Source organism: Pseudoclavibacter sp. RFBG4 (assembly GCF_002931515.1).
Classification (GTDB): domain Bacteria; phylum Actinomycetota; class Actinomycetes; order Actinomycetales; family Microbacteriaceae; genus Pseudoclavibacter.
In genome coordinates this window covers 68,546-83,572 of sequence record NZ_PSYC01000039.1, presented here as the reverse complement: position 1 = coordinate 83,572, position 15,027 = coordinate 68,546, and the positions used below count along the sequence as shown (strand labels likewise).

Annotated in this window: 15 protein-coding genes; 9 read left to right on the top strand and 6 right to left on the bottom strand. The window is 70.7% G+C overall.

Annotated elements, in window-relative coordinates; genetic code table 11:
* Window positions 1-174 precede the first annotated feature (174 nt).
* The 4 genes from aztD to aztB are packed head-to-tail and all read right to left on the bottom strand — an operon-like array spanning window position 175 to window position 4,555.
* Window positions 175-1,356, bottom strand: coding sequence for a zinc metallochaperone AztD (aztD, locus tag C5E10_RS14960; protein ID WP_146080297.1), 1,182 nt, complete (start codon window positions 1,354-1,356; stop codon window positions 175-177).
* Window positions 1,357-1,416: 60 nt separating this feature from the next.
* On the bottom strand, window positions 1,417-2,358 hold the full coding sequence (gene aztC, locus C5E10_RS14950; protein WP_104332305.1) for a zinc ABC transporter substrate-binding protein AztC: 942 nt from the start codon (window positions 2,356-2,358) through the stop codon (window positions 1,417-1,419).
* A gap of 2 nt (window positions 2,359-2,360) precedes the next feature.
* The gene (locus tag C5E10_RS14945) at window positions 2,361-3,680 is read right to left on the bottom strand and encodes a hypothetical protein (protein ID WP_104332304.1); all 1,320 of its coding nucleotides are present in this window, start codon (window positions 3,678-3,680) and stop codon (window positions 2,361-2,363) included.
* Window positions 3,662-4,555, bottom strand: a complete 894-nt coding sequence (gene aztB / locus C5E10_RS14940; RefSeq protein ID WP_104332303.1) for a zinc ABC transporter permease AztB — start codon at window positions 4,553-4,555, stop codon at window positions 3,662-3,664. Before aztB ends, C5E10_RS14945 begins: the two co-directional genes overlap by 19 nt.
* Window positions 4,556-4,592: 37 nt before the next feature.
* Here aztB and C5E10_RS14935 point away from each other — a divergent pair, with 37 nt between their 5' ends.
* From C5E10_RS14935 to C5E10_RS14895, 9 genes are all read left to right on the top strand, one after another.
* Entirely contained in the window at window positions 4,593-5,312 is a 720-nt protein-coding gene (locus C5E10_RS14935) for a metal ABC transporter ATP-binding protein (RefSeq protein ID WP_181062795.1), read from the top strand.
* 73 nt (window positions 5,313-5,385) lie between these two features.
* Window positions 5,386-5,970, top strand: a complete 585-nt coding sequence (locus C5E10_RS14930; protein ID WP_104332301.1) for an HdeD family acid-resistance protein — start codon at window positions 5,386-5,388, stop codon at window positions 5,968-5,970.
* A gap of 6 nt (window positions 5,971-5,976) precedes the next feature.
* A complete protein-coding gene (locus C5E10_RS14925; protein WP_104332300.1) occupies window positions 5,977-6,432 on the top strand; it encodes a hypothetical protein in 456 nt (151 codons plus the stop codon).
* A 10-nt stretch (window positions 6,433-6,442) separates the two neighbouring features.
* Complete coding sequence (locus C5E10_RS14920) at window positions 6,443-7,093, top strand: GNAT family protein (protein WP_308471719.1); 651 nt, start codon at window positions 6,443-6,445, stop codon at window positions 7,091-7,093.
* Between the two features lie 149 nt (window positions 7,094-7,242).
* The gene (locus C5E10_RS19450) at window positions 7,243-8,388 is read left to right on the top strand and encodes a peroxidase-related enzyme (RefSeq protein ID WP_258071160.1); all 1,146 of its coding nucleotides are present in this window, start codon (window positions 7,243-7,245) and stop codon (window positions 8,386-8,388) included.
* 62 nt (window positions 8,389-8,450) lie between these two features.
* Complete coding sequence (locus C5E10_RS14910) at window positions 8,451-9,524, top strand: ABC transporter substrate-binding protein (protein WP_104241860.1); 1,074 nt, start codon at window positions 8,451-8,453, stop codon at window positions 9,522-9,524.
* Window positions 9,524-10,624: an iron ABC transporter permease gene (locus C5E10_RS14905; protein ID WP_104307067.1), complete on the top strand. Its 1,101-nt coding sequence runs from the start codon at window positions 9,524-9,526 to the stop codon at window positions 10,622-10,624. Before C5E10_RS14910 ends, C5E10_RS14905 begins: the two co-directional genes overlap by 1 nt.
* Window positions 10,621-11,406 (top strand): ABC transporter ATP-binding protein, encoded by a 786-nt coding sequence (locus C5E10_RS14900; protein WP_104241856.1) that lies wholly within the window; start codon window positions 10,621-10,623, stop codon window positions 11,404-11,406. The genes C5E10_RS14905 and C5E10_RS14900 overlap by 4 nt, the downstream gene beginning before the upstream one ends.
* Window positions 11,406-13,319 (top strand): FAD/NAD(P)-binding protein, encoded by a 1,914-nt coding sequence (locus C5E10_RS14895; RefSeq protein WP_104332297.1) that lies wholly within the window; start codon window positions 11,406-11,408, stop codon window positions 13,317-13,319. The genes C5E10_RS14900 and C5E10_RS14895 overlap by 1 nt, the downstream gene beginning before the upstream one ends.
* Here C5E10_RS14895 and C5E10_RS14890 read toward each other — a convergent pair.
* Together C5E10_RS14890 and C5E10_RS14885 are read right to left on the bottom strand one after the other, a co-directional pair.
* Window positions 13,310-14,542, bottom strand: coding sequence for an MFS transporter (locus C5E10_RS14890; protein ID WP_104332296.1), 1,233 nt, complete (start codon window positions 14,540-14,542; stop codon window positions 13,310-13,312). The genes C5E10_RS14895 and C5E10_RS14890 overlap by 10 nt on opposite strands.
* Window positions 14,535-14,960 carry a metalloregulator ArsR/SmtB family transcription factor gene (locus C5E10_RS14885; protein ID WP_104332295.1) on the bottom strand — a complete coding sequence of 142 codons (426 nt, stop codon included), beginning with the start codon at window positions 14,958-14,960 and terminating at the stop codon, window positions 14,535-14,537. The genes C5E10_RS14890 and C5E10_RS14885 overlap by 8 nt, the downstream gene beginning before the upstream one ends.
* Window positions 14,961-15,027: the final 67 nt, after the last annotated feature.

Here is a 15,027-nt window from a genome sequence, read left to right as displayed (position 1 = left end):
CTCATCTGTGGTTTCTCGGACGTCCGATGGCTGTATTCGCAGGGCCCGTGGCCCCGCTGTTCGGCATCCTATTGCCGTTCGCTGGCGTGGCGCATGGGGAGTGCTCCCCATGCGCCACTGGATCCGTTCAGGCTCGTGCTGTATCGCCGGGGGCCTCCCGGCATGCTCTGCCGGCTAGCTCAGCGCGATCTCGTTGGGCGCGCCGGGGAGCGTCGCGGAGCTCGTGATCTCCTCGGTCTCCAGGTTGACGGCGTGGACCGTGCTCGTCGCCGGGTCGGTGACGTAGGCGACGCCGTCCTGCACCTTGAGCGCGGGGTGCGCGTCCTGCCATTCGGCCGGCCCCTCCCACGCGTCGATCACGGGGATCGAGGTGATGGGCGAGCCGTCCTCCTCTGAGAAGAGGTGCAGCGAGCCGTCGGAGCCGAGGATGATCGCCTCGTTGTCGGAGCCGCGTGCGAGGTCGCGGAACGTGTAGCCGACGCCGTCGGGCAGCTCGGTGACCGAGATCTTGCCGCTCGCCGTGTCGACGAGCGCGAAGGCCTGCAGGAGGTAGCCCTCGGCGTCCGGGTCGGTCTTGTAGTCGCCAAGGGCGATGGCCGAGTCCTCGGTCGTGAGCATGTTGCCGATGCGTCCGAACTCGTCCGGTGACGACAGCTTCGTGATCGTGCCGTCCGAGTAGGCGAGCGCGCCGTTCTCGCAGCCCACGACCACGACCTCGTCCTTCACCGTGCCTTCGCCGTGCACGCCGGGGCAGTCGGTGGAGCGGGCGAGCTCGGTGCCATCGGCGTCGGTCGCGACGATTCCGGTGCGGTCGCTCAGCGTCGTGACGAAGGTGCCGTCAGAGAGCTCGATGGAGACGCCGTGGTGGGCGGCGTCGCTGGCAACCGTCTCGGTCTCCGGCAGCTTCGTGCTGTCGTCGAGGAGCGCATCCGTGTCGAAGATCACGGAGTCGCCGCTGCCGTCGAAGAACAGCACCGTCTTGCCGGCGTGCGCGACCGCGTGGCCCGCCTTCGAGCCTTCGAACGTGACGCCCGTGAGCGCCGGCTCCTGAGTGTCGAGCACCTGGAAGCCGGCATCGGTCGTGACCAGCACGTTGCGGCCATCGCCGACGGGGTTGACGCGGGTGAACCCGTCGATGGGGACGTCGCCGACGACCTCGAGGGTCGTCGCGTCGAGGACGACGAGTCCGCCGTCGTACGTGAGCGTCACGCGTTCGGAGGTGGATGCTGCGCCGGGGGTCGCCGCGGCTTCCCCCGTCGCGGCGGGAGCGGTCTGGGTGCAGCCGGTGAGGGCGAGGATGCCGAGGGCCGTCGCGGCGATGGCGCCGCGGGTCCTGGTGGGGGAGGCGAGGGTCATGGAGACTCTTTCTGTGTTCGGGCTTGCTACTTGGGGTATTGGGGCTCGCGGTCGAGCGGGCTAGGAGGTGAGGCCGGTGGTGATGCGCTCCGTGTTGGCGCGCATCATCTCGAGGTAGGTCTCTGCGCCCCCACCGGCGGGGGTGAGCGACTCGGTGAAGAGCTGCTCAACGCGGACGTCGATGCCGGCCTCGTCCGCGAGGGCGCGGGCGAGGTCGTCGGGGCTGGAGGAGTCGGCGAAGATCGTGGGCACGCGGGCGGCGGTGATGTCGGCGCTGAGCTCGGCGAAGTCGGCGGCGCTGGGCGCCGCGAGCGTGGTCCCGCCAGGGATCACGGTGCCGACGACCGTGAAGCCGAAGCGCTCGGCGAGGTAGCCGAACACGTGGTGGTTGGTGACGAGGCTCTTCGACTCGCTCGGGATGGTGTCGAACTCGCCCTGCATCCACTCGTCGAGCTCGTCGAGCTCGCTCTCGTAGGCGGCGACAGAGGCGTCGAGTGCCGCCGCGTCGAGCCCGTCGAGGTCGGCCGCGAGTCGGGTGCCGAGCGCGTCGACGACTGCGGACATCCGGGCGGGGTCGGTCCAGAAGTGCGGGTCGTCCATGCCTTCCGCGTCGCCTTCCGTGTAGGAGAGCGGCTCGAAGGCGTCGCTTGCCACGAAGTGCGGGATGCCGGCCGCATCGACCTGCTCGAGATGCTGCGCGACGCCCTCTTCCAGCCCGAGTCCGTTGGAGACGACGAAGTCCGCGTTCTCGATCGAGGCCGCCTCCTGGGCCGTGAGGCTGAAGGAGTGCGGGTCGGCGCCGGGCTTCATGAGGGTGACGACGCTCGCCTGGTCGCCGACGAGCTCGGTGACCACGTCGCCGAGGATGTTGGTGGTGACGACGATCTCGGGACGGTCATCTGCTGCGGTCGCGCTGCAGGATACGAGGCCAGCCGCGATCGCGAGCGAGGCGACGATGCCGAGTCCGTTGCGTGTGAACCGTGAGGCGTTCGATGCGCGCATGCTCAGTTTCCCGTCTCGAAGGCGAAGGCCGGGGCGGCCGGCAGCTCGAGGGTGCGGGCGACGCGCGCGCCGTCCTTGTAGTCGATCTCGTGCAGCTCGGCGGAGGCCGGCGTGCTCAGGTAGGCGCGGCTCGTGTCGACGGAGAGGTGGATGCTCGAGGCGGTCTCCGGAGCGCCGATCAGCCCAGCCTGCGACCCGGTCACCTCGCCGCTCTCGCCGTCGATGACCAGCAGGGTTCCCTCGTCGTCCACGGCGACGACACGGTCGCTGTCGTCGCCGACGGCCACGGCCGTCAGGATGGGGCGTGTCGTCGGCAGGAAGATGACCTCCTGCGAGCGGGAGGAGGCGAGCCAGATGCCGGAGTCTCCAGCGGGACCGGCCACGGCCGGGCGGTGGGGTCGGCTGTCGAGCGAGGTCGCCTGGCCGGGTGCGGCGGTTCCAGCCGCGTCTGCGGACGCGGCGTCCGGGTAGGCGACCTTCGTGATCGACGGCGCGGCGGCCGTGTCCTCACCTTCGGCGGCCGCGGCGAACACGAGCCCATCCGCGCAGGCGAACGTCGCGCCGAGGCTCGTCTGCTGCACGTCGCTCAGCCCGGGGCAGTCGACTCCCTCGCCGAGCTTCGTGCCGTCAGCCGAGTAGGCGGTGAGGACGGGGGAGGCGCCCGCGGAGGCGACGCTGCTCGCGACCACGGCGTCGCCCACCGGAGCGGCCGCGGCGGAGTGGGCCGCCGACTCGATGCGGGTGAGCTCGACGGTCTCGCCCTGGCCGAGGGCGTGCCGGTCGAGCACGACCGTCGTGCCGGAGGTCTCGAAGCTCAGGGCGGCGAGGTCCTCGTTCGAGGAGACCCGCGCAGCTCCCGTCTCGGTGAGCTCGCCGACGAGGCCAGGAGTCGCACGGTAGTAGTGGACGTGGTCCCCGTGGGGCACCGTCCACACCCCGGTGTCGATGATCTGCGTCTTCCCATCGGCGGCGTCGGCGCCCGAGAAGATGAACCGGCCGTCGCTGACGGCCCACGATGCGGGTGCCACGGCATCGAGTGCGGTGCTCTCGCCGGTGAGCAGGTTGAGGACGCTCACGGAGCCGTCCGCGCCGATGCTGCCGATGCTCGTCTGGGCTTCGGCGAGTTCCTCGGCCCCTGCCACGAAGCCGTGCGCCTGCTCTTCGGTGGTCGGCGCGCTCGCGGCCTGTGCGGCCTCGGAGTCCGGTGACGGTGACGTGCATCCGGCGAGGGTGAGCATGCCGACGAGGGCGAGGCATGCGCGGGGTGCGAGTCCTCGGGCGGAGACTCGAGGGAGCGGGGAGATCAGGCGTGTGCGGGGCAAGACTGGTCGCTTTCTGCTGGAGCGGTGGTTCGAGGCATGGGGCGGCTGGGGCGCGGTGCACGCAGCACCGAGGCGACGCCGACGGAGATGACGGCGGTCAGCGCGATGGCAGGACCAGCCGCGATGGCGAGATGCCAGGACGCGTAGAGGCCGACGACGACGGAGGCGATGCCGATCGCGCTGCCGAGCGCCATGATGCCGACGACGCTCTTCCTGCTGAGGGATGCGGCGGCCGGGGGAGCGAGGAGGAGCGCGGTCACGAGGAGCGTTCCGATGGTCTGGTAGGAGGCGATGACCGCGACCGCCACGAGGGCGATGAGGGCGAGGCTCGCGCGCTCCGGCCGCAGCCCGAGCGTGAACGCCTTGCGCTCGTCGAAGGCGAGCGCGGTGAAGGGCCGGTGGCAGAGGGTGAGTCCGGTGGCGGCGAGCGCGAGCGCCGCACCGATGAGCCAGAGCTCGCCTGGCCCGATCGCGAGCACATCGCCGAACAGCATCGCCGTGACGTCGACGGCGAAGCTCCCCGACCTGGACACGATCGCGATGCCGAGCGCGAGCATCCCGACGAAGAGGATGCCGATGGCCGTGTCGTTGGAGAGCCGTGTCCGCTTCGTGAGGGTGCGCACGCCGACGGCCATGACGGCCGCCGAGACGGAGGCGCCGGCGACCGGCGGGAGGCCGAGGAGGACTGAGATGGCGACGCCGGGGAGGATGCCGTGGGCGAGCGCCTCGCCGAGGAAGGCCATGCCACGCAGGACCACCCAGGTGCCGACGCAGGCGCACAGCACGGCGGCGAGGGAGCCGCCGAGGAGGGCTCTGGCGAAGAAGCTCGCCTCGAGGGGATCGGTGAGGAAGGGCACGAGGAAGGACCGTAGCATAATGAAAACGCTTCTCATTACCGATAGGGTGGCGCGCATGGCTGCCCTCATCACGCTCGCGAACGCCACCGTCCGATACGACGCACACGCCGCGCTGTCCGACGTCTCGCTCGAGGTGCGACGCTCCGCGATCACCGTCATCGTCGGGCACAACGGCTCAGGCAAGAGCACGCTCCTCGGCGTGCTCGCCGGGACCACCCCGCTCACCTCGGGGACCCTCGACTGGCACGACTTCGACGCCAGGCCCGGCAGCGTCGCCTACGTGCCCCAGCACGCCCGGCTGCCCGAGGCCTTCCCCCTGACGGTCGGAGCCGCCGTCGCGATGGGCCGCTGGGGCAGAACGGGAAACCGGCCGAGCGCCTCGAGCTGGCGCTGGGGGCGAGGCGCGCAGGCCCGCACCCGCGACGCCGAGCTCGTCGACGCCGCCATCGAGCAGCTCGGCCTCGGCGAGCTTCGCGGACGTCTCCTCAGCCAGCTCTCCGGCGGCCAGCGGCAGCGAGCCCTCGTGGCGCAGGGCATCGCGCAGGACACGGAGGTGCTGCTCTTCGACGAGCCGACCGCGGGGGTCGACGCGGAATCCAGTGCACGCATCGCGGCGTGCCTCGCCGCGCTCGCCGAACAGGGCAGGACCGTCGTCGTCGCCAGCCACGACGCCGGAGAGATCGCAGCGGCGGACGCCGTCGTCGCGCTCCGCGACGGACACGTGGTCCCCGGGGAATCGCGGATGACTGCGCAAAGCGCTTCGTCACTAGGATGACGACTACCCCTCGCTCAACGGGCGAGGAGCGTCGGCGCCGTGCACGGCGCATCCCCCGTCGAAGGAGCCCGCAGTGAGCCAGTCCACCCCCATCGTGCGTTTCAATCTCGACCCGAGTCTCCTCAGCCAGAGGCAGGTGAGCACGCTGCGCTGGGTCTTCGGCATCGGCGGAGCCGTGGCGATCATCCTCGGCATCGTCGCGCTCGCCTTCCCGATCAAGGCCCTCACCGCCATCGCCTGGATCTTCGGGCTGTTCTTCATCTTCTCGGGCGCCCTGCGCCTCATCCGCGCCATCGTCTCCAAGGGCATCCCCACCGGCTGGCGGGTCTTCAACGGCGTCGTCGGGCTGCTGCTCATCGCGGGTGGCGTCATCGCCCTCGTCCAGCCCGTGGCCCTCATCGACGCGCTCGGTATCCTCATCGCGATCACCTGGATCATCGAGGGCATCGCGGCGCTCGCGGATGGATCTCCCGGCCAGTCCCGCGGCTTCGCGATCCTCTCCGGTGTGCTCAGCATCGTCGCCGGCCTCCTCATCCTCCTCTGGCCTGCCGGCGTCGTCGTCGTCGCCCTGTGGATCGTGGCGATCATCCTCGTCATCGGCGGCATCACGCAGCTCGTCATGGCATTCCGCTTCGGCAAGCACGCGAAGAAGGCCTGACCGGATATGGCGGCCACCACCTCCGACATCCGTCTCGTCGACGACGCACCCTCGTCGCGCCCGCGCACCTTCTCGCGCATCCTGCTCGGCGGCTTCCTCGTCTTCGCGGGAGTCACGCACCTCACGGTCGCCCGCGAGGAGTTCACGGCGCAGGTGCCGAAGTCGGTGACCAAGCACACGCCGCTCTCGACCGATCAGGTCGTGCTCGCCTCCGGCGTCGCCGAGATCGCGCTCGGCCTGTCGCTCCTGTTCGCGCGCCGCTCGGCCCGTCCGACGGTGGGCTGGATCGCAGCCGGATTCTTCACGGCCGTCTTCCCGGGCAACCTCGCGCAGTTCGCGCGTCGCCGCGACGCGTTCGGGCTCGACACCGACAAGAAGCGCTTCCTGCGCCTCTTCTTCCAGCCCGTGCTCGTCGCGTGGTCGCTGTACTCGACCGGAGCCTGGCGCCGCCGCGTGAAGTAGCGGCGCACGCGTGTGTCGTGTCGTGTCACAGGACAAGGTCCAGCACATCTGCGAGTGCGACACTGCAGGGGTGGATGCACACCTCCGACCATGGGTGGCCGACGATGCCCCTGCACTTGCGAATGCCATGCGAACGTCGCCCGACCTCGCCGCGCAGTTCCCGGGAGGTGTGCCCTCGACAGAGCTCGACTTCGTCTCCTACATGGCGCAGCATCTGGTCTCCGGCACCGCGAAGCACGACCTGGCGATCATCGTCGACGGCATCGCGGTCGGAAACGTCGGGCTGAGCAACATCGAGCACGTGCACCAGACCGGGTGGGCCTACTACTGGCTGGCGAAGGGCGCTCGCGGCAGGGGCCTCGCGACGCGTGGCCTCGCGACGATCGCGGACCTGGCGTTCACGGAGCTCGGCCTCTTCCGCCTCGAGCTCGGCCACCGGACCGGGAACGCGGCGTCCTGCCGCGTCGCGAGTCGTGCCGGGTTCAGGCCCGAGGGCATCGAGCGCCAGAAGCTCCGCTACGGGAAGCAGCGGTTCGACGTCGAGACGCACGCGCGGCTGACGCTCGACCCGGTCCCCGACATCGAACTCATCCCGCGCACCGCCTCCCTGGCCGGGCCGCGGCAGCCGGACCTCTCTCGGCCGGACCTCGGCCTCGCCTGAGGTCGGGCGGGCGACCGAGGTCGGGGCCGATCGGTGAGGATGCGCCTCGGCGGGGGAGTTCACGCGGGGTAACGCGATTCCGCGGGGCGTCGCACGGGATGGCAGGTTGGTATCTGATTTCCCCGATCTCGACTGCTGAGGACTCCCACGTGCGCATCTCCCCGACTGTTCCCGAGTCGATCGCCTCGCTGAGGGCCGCGAAACCCGAGGTGGTCGAGCAGACGCTCGCCGCCTACACGGCCCTCTACGAGAGCCCGCAGGTGATCGAGCCCGGCCTGCTCCACGGCTTCGCCAGGACGGTCGCGCGCTGGCAGGGCAACGCGCAGCTCGCCGACTGGCATCTGGCGCAGGGCGCCGATGCTCGCCTGCTCGGCGACGAGCTGCCCGCAGATGCGAAGCTGGGCGCGCTCGTGGAGCACGTGGACCTCATCACGGTGTCGCCTGCGCTGGCCACCCACGAAGACCAGCACGTGCTGCCGGTCGCCGGGGTCACCCCGGACGAGATCGTGCTGCTGAGCCAGCTCGTGGCCTTCGAGAGCTACCTGGCACGCATGCTGGACGGCGACGCGCTGCTCGCCGGAACCGCGCCGGAGCGGGTGGATGCGCCCGCCCGCGCCACGGTCGCCGCCGGTCGGTCCAAGGACCTCTCGGGTCGCACCATCGCCGGACTTGCGAAGCCGACCGAGTACACCCAGGAGCAGCTCGAGTGGTCGCCGTGGGTGGCCGCCCCCGACGAGGCGGAGCTGACGGCCGAGCAGGTCGACTCGTTCGCCGCGAAGGCGACCACCAACAGCGTCTACTTCCGGCTCCTGTCCAGGGTACCTGCGGTGCTGAAGGCCCGCAGCGCCATCGACAACGCCGTGTTCCTCGGCAAGGGCGGGCTGCCTCGCGCCGAGCGGGAGCTCGCCGCGGCCGTCGCCAGCAAGGTCAACGACTGCATCTACTGCGCCTCGGTGCACTCCAGGAAGGCGACCTTCCAGTCGAAGCGCCACGACGACGTGCAGCGGGTGCTGGACGCGGGCCTCGCTCGCGACGCCGACTGGCAGCCGACCTCGCTCGACGCGCTCAGCGACGGTCAGGACGAACGCTGGAGCGCCATCATCCGCTTCGCCGCGAGCCTGTCGACGCTGCGCCCGAGTGCCACACCCGCGCAGATCGACGAGCTGCGCGCGCTCGGCCTCGACGACGCCGAGCTGTTCGACCTCGTTGGGTCGACGGCATTCTTCGCCTGGGCGAACCGGCTCATGCTGAGCCTCGGCGAGCCGAACTGGCCCGCCGCAGCCGCCAGCAGCTGAGCATCCGCGCCACGGCGCCGCCCCTGAACGTTCTGCACGACCTGCCACCGAGAGGTACCGATATGCCCATCTCACGCCGACTGCCCGCCGCCATCGCGGCCCTCGTCGCCAGCACCCTGCTCCTCGCCGGCTGCGGCACCGTGACCCCCGAGGGCGGAGCCGACGCCGAGACCATCACCGTCGTCGACGATCAGGACCGCGAGGTCACGATCAACGGACCCGTCGAACGGGCCGTGGTGCTCAACAGCTACGGCAACGAGTTCGTGCGGGCGATCGGCGCCGGCGACACGGTCGTGGGCGTCGACCGCGCATCCATCAACCGCCTCCCGTACCTGCCGGTCGACGAGAGCGACGTCATCGCCGAGGGCCTCGACCAGATCAACTACGAGGCGGTCGCGGAGCTCGACCCCGACGTCGTCATCATGCCCCGCAACGCCGTCTGGCAGGAGGCCGCCGAGCAGCTCGAGTCGTTCGGCATCCCCGTCGTCGTCGCGACCGCCTGGGACTACGCGGTGTTCGACGAGACCGTCACCCTCCTCGGCCAGGTCTTCCAGAAAGAAGAGGGAGCAAGCGCAGTCACCGACTTCTCGAACGAGATCCTCGACGTCGTCGCCGAGCGCACCGAGGGCGTCGAGCCCGTGCCCGTCTACTGGGAGACGGTCGACCCGTACCTGACGGTGCTGCCCGGATCCGGCTTCCACGCCATCATCGAGGCGGCAGGCGGCACGAACGTCTTCGAGAACGCCGCAGGCGGCGGCGACGAGCAGGAGGAGATCACGGTCGACCCCGCCGAGGTCGTCACCCGCAACCCGGCCGTCATCGTCCACGAGTTCGAGCCGAGCGCGACGCCGACCGGCCAGGAGCGCTTCGACACGCTCGGCGCCGAGATCACGTCCCGACCGGGCTGGTCGAACATCACGGCCATCCAGGACGGCGAGGTGTACCTCGCCAACGGCTGGGCGACCAGCGCCGTCGCGAAGTCCATCGGCGCCCTCTACCTCGCCAAGTGGCTGCACCCCGAGGAGTTCGCCGATGTGAACCCTGACGAGTTCCTCGAGCGCTGGGTCGTCGACTTCCAGCAGACCGACTTCCCCGGCGCCAGCGAGTACATCCAGCAGTACCAGGCGGCCGCGTAGTGGCCATCACGACGCCGAAGACCGGCACCGATACCCCGGGCGAGCAGAACGCGGTCGCCTCGAGCGAGCGCAAGCGCGCGAACGTCAAGCGGCTCGCCATCATCGGCGGCGTGGTCGTGAGCACCCTCGCCGTCGTCGCCGCCGTCACCATCGGCACAGCCGGGGTGACCTTCGGCGATGTGTGGAAGGCCGTCACCCTGTCGATCTTCGGCGGGACGCTCGAGAACGACTTCGCGCAGAAGTTCTCCATCGTCACCGAGCTGCGCCTCCCACGCGTGCTGCTGGCCTTCGCCGCCGGCGCAGGCCTCTCGCTGTCGGGTGTCCTCATGCAGGGGCTGCTCAGGAACCCGCTCGTGAGCCCCTTCACGCTCGGCGTCTCGCCGGCGGCCGCGTTCGGCGCCGCCCTCGCGATCACCATCGCGGGCGGCACGACGCTGCCCTCGTGGGCGATCATCGCGAGTGCGCTGGTCGTCTCGCTCGCCGTCTCGGCGCTCGTGCTCGGGCTCGCCTCCGCCAAGGGCATGGCCATCGCCACGCTCCTGCTCCTCGGCATCGCCATCACGCAGCTCTTCGAGGCGCTCACCGCCGCGCTCCAGTTCACGGCCAACGAGAACACGCTGCAGGCCATCGTGCGCTGGACCTTCGGCTCCGTGAACGACGCGACGTGGGGTGACGTGCAGACGGTCGGCATCCTCGTCCTCGCGACGATCCCGTTCGTGCTGTGGTTCGCCAAGGACCTCAACGCCGTCGCCTTCGCGGGCGACGATGCCGCCAAGAGCCTCGGCGTCAACGTGCAGGCGCTCCGCGTCGGACTCATCGTCGTCGCCGTCGTGCTCGCCGCCGTCATCGTCAGCTTCTGCGGAGTGATCGGCTTCGTGGGACTCGTCGGCCCGCACATCGCGCGCCTCATCATCGGCGCAGACCACCGCTACCTCATCCCGTTCTCGGTGCTCACGGGAGGGCTGCTGCTGCTCGTGGCCGACACCGTCGGGCGCACGATCCTGGCACCCGCCGTCATCCCCGTCGGCATCGTGGTCGCCTTCATCGGCGCGCCCATCTTCATCCAGCTCATCCTCACGAGGAAGACGGCCCTCAAATGAGCCTGACGATCGACGGCATCGAGTTCGCCTACGGCAAGCACAAGGTGCTGAAGGGCGTGAGCCTCGAAGTGCAGGACGGCACCTTCTGCGCGCTGCTCGGACCGAACGGATCCGGCAAGTCGACGCTCACGAAGATCATCGCCCGCGTGCACAAGCCGAGCGTTGGGACCGTCACGTTCGACGGCACCGACGTGCTCGGCCTCGGCAGGCGCGAGCACGCGCGAACGGTTGCCTACGTGCCGCAGTCCGGTGAGGCCCCCTTCGACCTCACGGTGCGGGAGGCGGTGCTGCTCGGTCGCACGCCCCACTACGGGATGGCGCCAGGCGCCGAGGACTGGCGGCACGTCCAGGACGCGATCACGCTCCTGAACCTCGACTCTCTCGTGGACAGGAACATGTCCGAGCTCTCCGGGGGCCAGGCGCAGCGTGTGCTCGTGGCCAGGGCCCTCGCGCAGGACCCGAAGGTGCTCCTGCTCGACGAGCCGACGAGCGCGCTCGACCTGCGCTACCAGATCGAGACGCTGCAGATCGTGCGCCGCATCACCCGCACGAAGGGCATCACGGCCCTCATCGCTATCCACGACCTCAACCACGCCGGCCGCTTCTGCGACCAGATCGTCATGCTCGACCAGGGCACGATCATCAAGAGCGGAACGCCGGCTGAGGCGCTGCAGGAGGACACCCTCAAGCAGGTCTACGGGTTGCGCGTGACCGTCGAGGAGCGTGAGGGCTTCGTCGAGGTTCGGCCGGTCGTCGAGGACGACCTGGAGTACCGCATCTGATGTTCGACGCCGTCATCGTCGGGGGCGGTCCGCGCGCCGTCGCCACGGTCCTCAGAGTGGTGGCGCGCCGCCCCGACGCGCGCATCCGCATGGCGATCGTCGACGCGATCGACGTGGGGGCCGGAGCGACCTGGCGCATCGACCAGCCGGCCGAGTTCCTCAACAACACGACCTCCGGCTCGACGACCATCCACGCCGACGATTCGACCAGGATGACCGGGCCGATCGTGCCGGGCCCCGACCTCGTCGACTGGGCGGCCGCGATCGTCGACTGCGGCGAGCATTCCACACCGTGGGTCCTCGAGGAGGCGCGCGCGGTGCGCCCCGGCAGCTTCCCCTCCCGGCGGCTGCAGGGGGTCTACTTCCGCGAGCAGCTCGCAGCGGCCGAGGCGAGCGGGCACGTGGAGCTCGCCCGCATCCAGGGAACCGCAGTGGATGTGCGCGACGACGGCCCCGACGAACGCACCGTCGTGCTCGCCGACGGCACCGAGCTGCGGGCGCCGATCGTCGTGCTCGCCCAGGGCATGGTGCAGGCGCTGCCGAGCGAGGAGACGCAGCGCTTCGAGCGGGCAGCTCGAGAGCTCGGCCTCGTCTACATCGCCCCTGGAATGCCGGCCGAGCAAGACTGGGGCAAGGTGCCAGCGGGCGAGGACGTCATCGTCCGCGGCCTCGGCGCGAACTTCTTCGACGTCGTCGCCGTGCTCACGGCGGGGCGCGGCGGAGGGTTCGAGCCCGTCGCCGGCGATGCGCGAGGGCGACTTCGCTACCTGCCGTCCGGGAACGAGCCCATCCTCCACGCCGGTTCGCGCCGCGGCGTGCCGTACCGCGCGAAGGCGGACGGCTGGGCTGAGGCGTCGCCGTTCGTGGCGCGCACCGCTAACCCGGACTGGTTCAGGGCGCTCGCCGCGGCCGAGCCGGAGTCGTTGGACTTCCGAGGCGACGTCTGGCCGTCCATCGCGCGCGAGTTCGCTGTTGCGTACCTCGCCGCGCTCTCGGGCTGGGCGCCTCACGCCCTCACCGTCTCGCTCCCGGAGGCCCTCGCCGCCCTCGACGATGCCGAGAGCGTCGGCGCCATCGACGACGTCCTCACGGCGTCCATCGACCAGGGTGCCGACGACGGCGCCCACGCGTTCACGATCGACTCGCTGCGACGCCCGACGAGGGGCAAACAGGTGAGCCCCGAGCGCTGGCGGCGTCAGGTCGAGCAGCTCGTCGAGAGCGAGCTCGGATCGATGTCCTCGCCAGACGAGCATCCTCGCGCCGCGGTCAACCGCGCGATGGGGGCTCTGCGGGGCCAGGCGGCACGACTCGCCGTGAGCGGCGTGCTCGAGGGCCGCTCGGCCGTCACCGACTTCGAAGGCTGGTTCAACGCGGACGGGCTGTTCCTCGCATCCGGCCCACCGTCTGGGCGGACTCGAGAGGTGCTCGCGCTCATCGACGCCGGCTTGCTCCGGCTGACCGGCCCCGAGACCTCGGTATCGCTCGACGTCGAGGCCGGCGAGTTCGTCGCCCGCTCCGCGATCACGGGCATCGAGGTGCGTGCCCGCGCGCTCATCGAACCCCGCATGTCGAAGGGGAAGGTGCCGGCGACCGACGACCCGCTGCTGCGTGCGCTCCTGGACTCCGGACGCGCTCGAGTGCACGCGCGCCGCGCGCGAGACGGAGCGGCCGTCGAGACGGACAGCATGGAGGCGACGGGCGCGAGCCTGGAGGAGGGGGAACCCGGCCTCAATCTCGTGCGCCGCGACGGCTCCGTCGACGATCGAGTGGTTGTGCTCGGCATCCCGGCCCTCAGCACGCAGCCGGGCAGCGCGATCGGGGCGACGCCGCGCAAGCCCTCACCGCTGCTCGCCGGTGCTGACGTCGCCGCAAGGCAGATCGTCCGGCTCGCGAGCCAGCAGCGTCAGAGCTGAACGCGCTCCGGGGCTCGCTCGCGAGCGCCCTGAGGTGCCCACGTCAGGCCTGCCACGATGACGGCGAGGAGGGCCACGGCGCCGAGGATCGTGCCCGTCGGCGCAAGACCGAGCTGCGCGCCAGCGAGGCCCGCGATCGGGTAGCAGAGCATGAAGCAGGCATGTGAGAGCGAGAACTGGGCCGCGAAGACCGCGGGCCGCTGCTCGCCGGATGCCGCCCTCCGGAGGAGGCGCGAGGAGGGTGTCAGGATCAGCGAGGTCGCGGCGCCGAGCAGCCCCCACACGGGGAGCGCGGTTGGCCAGGCCCACGCTGCATCCGTCGAGAGCACACCCGCCATCGCGAGAAGGCCGATCGGGATGAGGGCAGCGCCGGCGAGCATGACTCGGCGGTCGGAGACGCGATCGAGCACCCGCGGCAGCGCGAGCGCCACGAGCAGGGAGCCGGCACCGTAGGAGGCGAGCAGGATCGCGAGGTCCGACTGCGCCCGCCCGAGCTGCGCCTGCACGAAGACGACCGAGTTCACGATCACCATGGCCGTGCCCGCGGCGACCGCCAGGTTCAGCGCCAGGAGGGCCCGGAGGTCGCGCGTGCGCCAGAAGACCCGCAGCCCGGAGGTCAGCCGCGAGATGAAGGGGCTCGGGGCGGCGAGCGTGCGGGTGGGGAACGTCGTCGTGCCGACGAGCGTCGCCGAGATGACGAAGCCGAGGACGGTCCCGACGAACAGCGAGTTGGAGCTGACGACGGTGAGCAGCAGGGCCGCGAGCAGCGGGCTCACGAGTGCCTCGAGGTCGTAGGCGAGGCGCGAGAGCGAGAGCGCCCGCGTGTAGAGGCGCTCATCCGGGAGCACGTCGGGGATGACGGCCTGGAAGGTGGGCGTGAAGGTCGCGGACGCCGCCTGCAGGACGAAGACGAGCACGTAGACCTGCCAGACCTCGCCGACGAAGGGGAGGCCGAGTGCGATGAGGGCGCGGATGAGGTCGGCAGAGATGAGGACGCGGCGTCGTGACCACCGGCTCGTGACCGCCGCCATGACGGGCGACACCACGACGTAGGCGATCATCTTGATCGTCAGCGCGGTGCCGAGCACGATTCCCGCGTCGCCACCCGCGAGGTCGAACGCGAGGAGGCCGAGCGCGACCGTCAGCAGTCCCGTGCCGACGAGCGCGATGACCTGGGCGGAGAAGAGCCGCCGGAACGCCCGGTTGGCGAGGACCTCACGCATCGAGGTCTCCGTGCAGTTCGCGACCCGGCTGCGGGTCCCGCCGGTGGTGGGGTGGGATGGCGTCCGCGCCTCCGACTCCGGCGACGGAGTGCTCGGCCTGGAACAGCGCGTCGGCGACGAGCCGCTTCGCGTGCCCGTTGATGAGCCGGTAGAAGACGCGCGTGCCCTCCTGCCTGGTCGCGACGATGCGGGCGAGGCGCAGCTTGGCGAGGTGCTGCGAGACGCTCGCCGGCGTCTTGCCGACGGCCTCGGCGATGTCGTTCACGGAGTGCTCCCCATCGTCGAGGACGAGCACGATACGCACGCGCGTCGCGTCGGCGAGCATGCCGAAGACCTCGGCGGCGAGCTCGACGGTCGGGTTGTCGAGCTCGATGTGCCCGAGTGGACCCGCGCCGTATTCCTGCTTATCTGCATGCATACGCAGATAGTGGCACAGTTAGCGCGCCACGTCGAGGTCGCGCCCAGCGCGCCGCTGTCCTGGCCCC

What these genes read in the sequence shown, in the direction of transcription:
- aztD (WP_146080297.1), bottom strand. Translation starts at nt 1,356, where the DNA reads ATGACCCTCGCCTCCCCCACCAGGACCCGCGGCGCCATCGCCGCGACG.
- aztC (WP_104332305.1), bottom strand. Translation starts at nt 2,358, where the DNA reads ATGCGCGCATCGAACGCCTCACGGTTCACACGCAACGGACTCGGCATC.
- aztB (WP_104332303.1), bottom strand. Translation starts at nt 4,555, where the DNA reads ATGCTACGGTCCTTCCTCGTGCCCTTCCTCACCGATCCCCTCGAGGCG.
- C5E10_RS14935 (WP_181062795.1), top strand. Translation starts at nt 4,593, where the DNA reads ATGGCTGCCCTCATCACGCTCGCGAACGCCACCGTCCGATACGACGCA.
- C5E10_RS14925 (WP_104332300.1), top strand. Translation starts at nt 5,977, where the DNA reads ATGGCGGCCACCACCTCCGACATCCGTCTCGTCGACGACGCACCCTCG.
- C5E10_RS14910 (WP_104241860.1), top strand. Translation starts at nt 8,451, where the DNA reads ATGCCCATCTCACGCCGACTGCCCGCCGCCATCGCGGCCCTCGTCGCC.
- C5E10_RS14900 (WP_104241856.1), top strand. Translation starts at nt 10,621, where the DNA reads ATGAGCCTGACGATCGACGGCATCGAGTTCGCCTACGGCAAGCACAAG.
- C5E10_RS14895 (WP_104332297.1), top strand. Translation starts at nt 11,406, where the DNA reads ATGTTCGACGCCGTCATCGTCGGGGGCGGTCCGCGCGCCGTCGCCACG.
- C5E10_RS14890 (WP_104332296.1), bottom strand. Translation starts at nt 14,542, where the DNA reads ATGCGTGAGGTCCTCGCCAACCGGGCGTTCCGGCGGCTCTTCTCCGCC.
- C5E10_RS14885 (WP_104332295.1), bottom strand. Translation starts at nt 14,960, where the DNA reads ATGCATGCAGATAAGCAGGAATACGGCGCGGGTCCACTCGGGCACATC.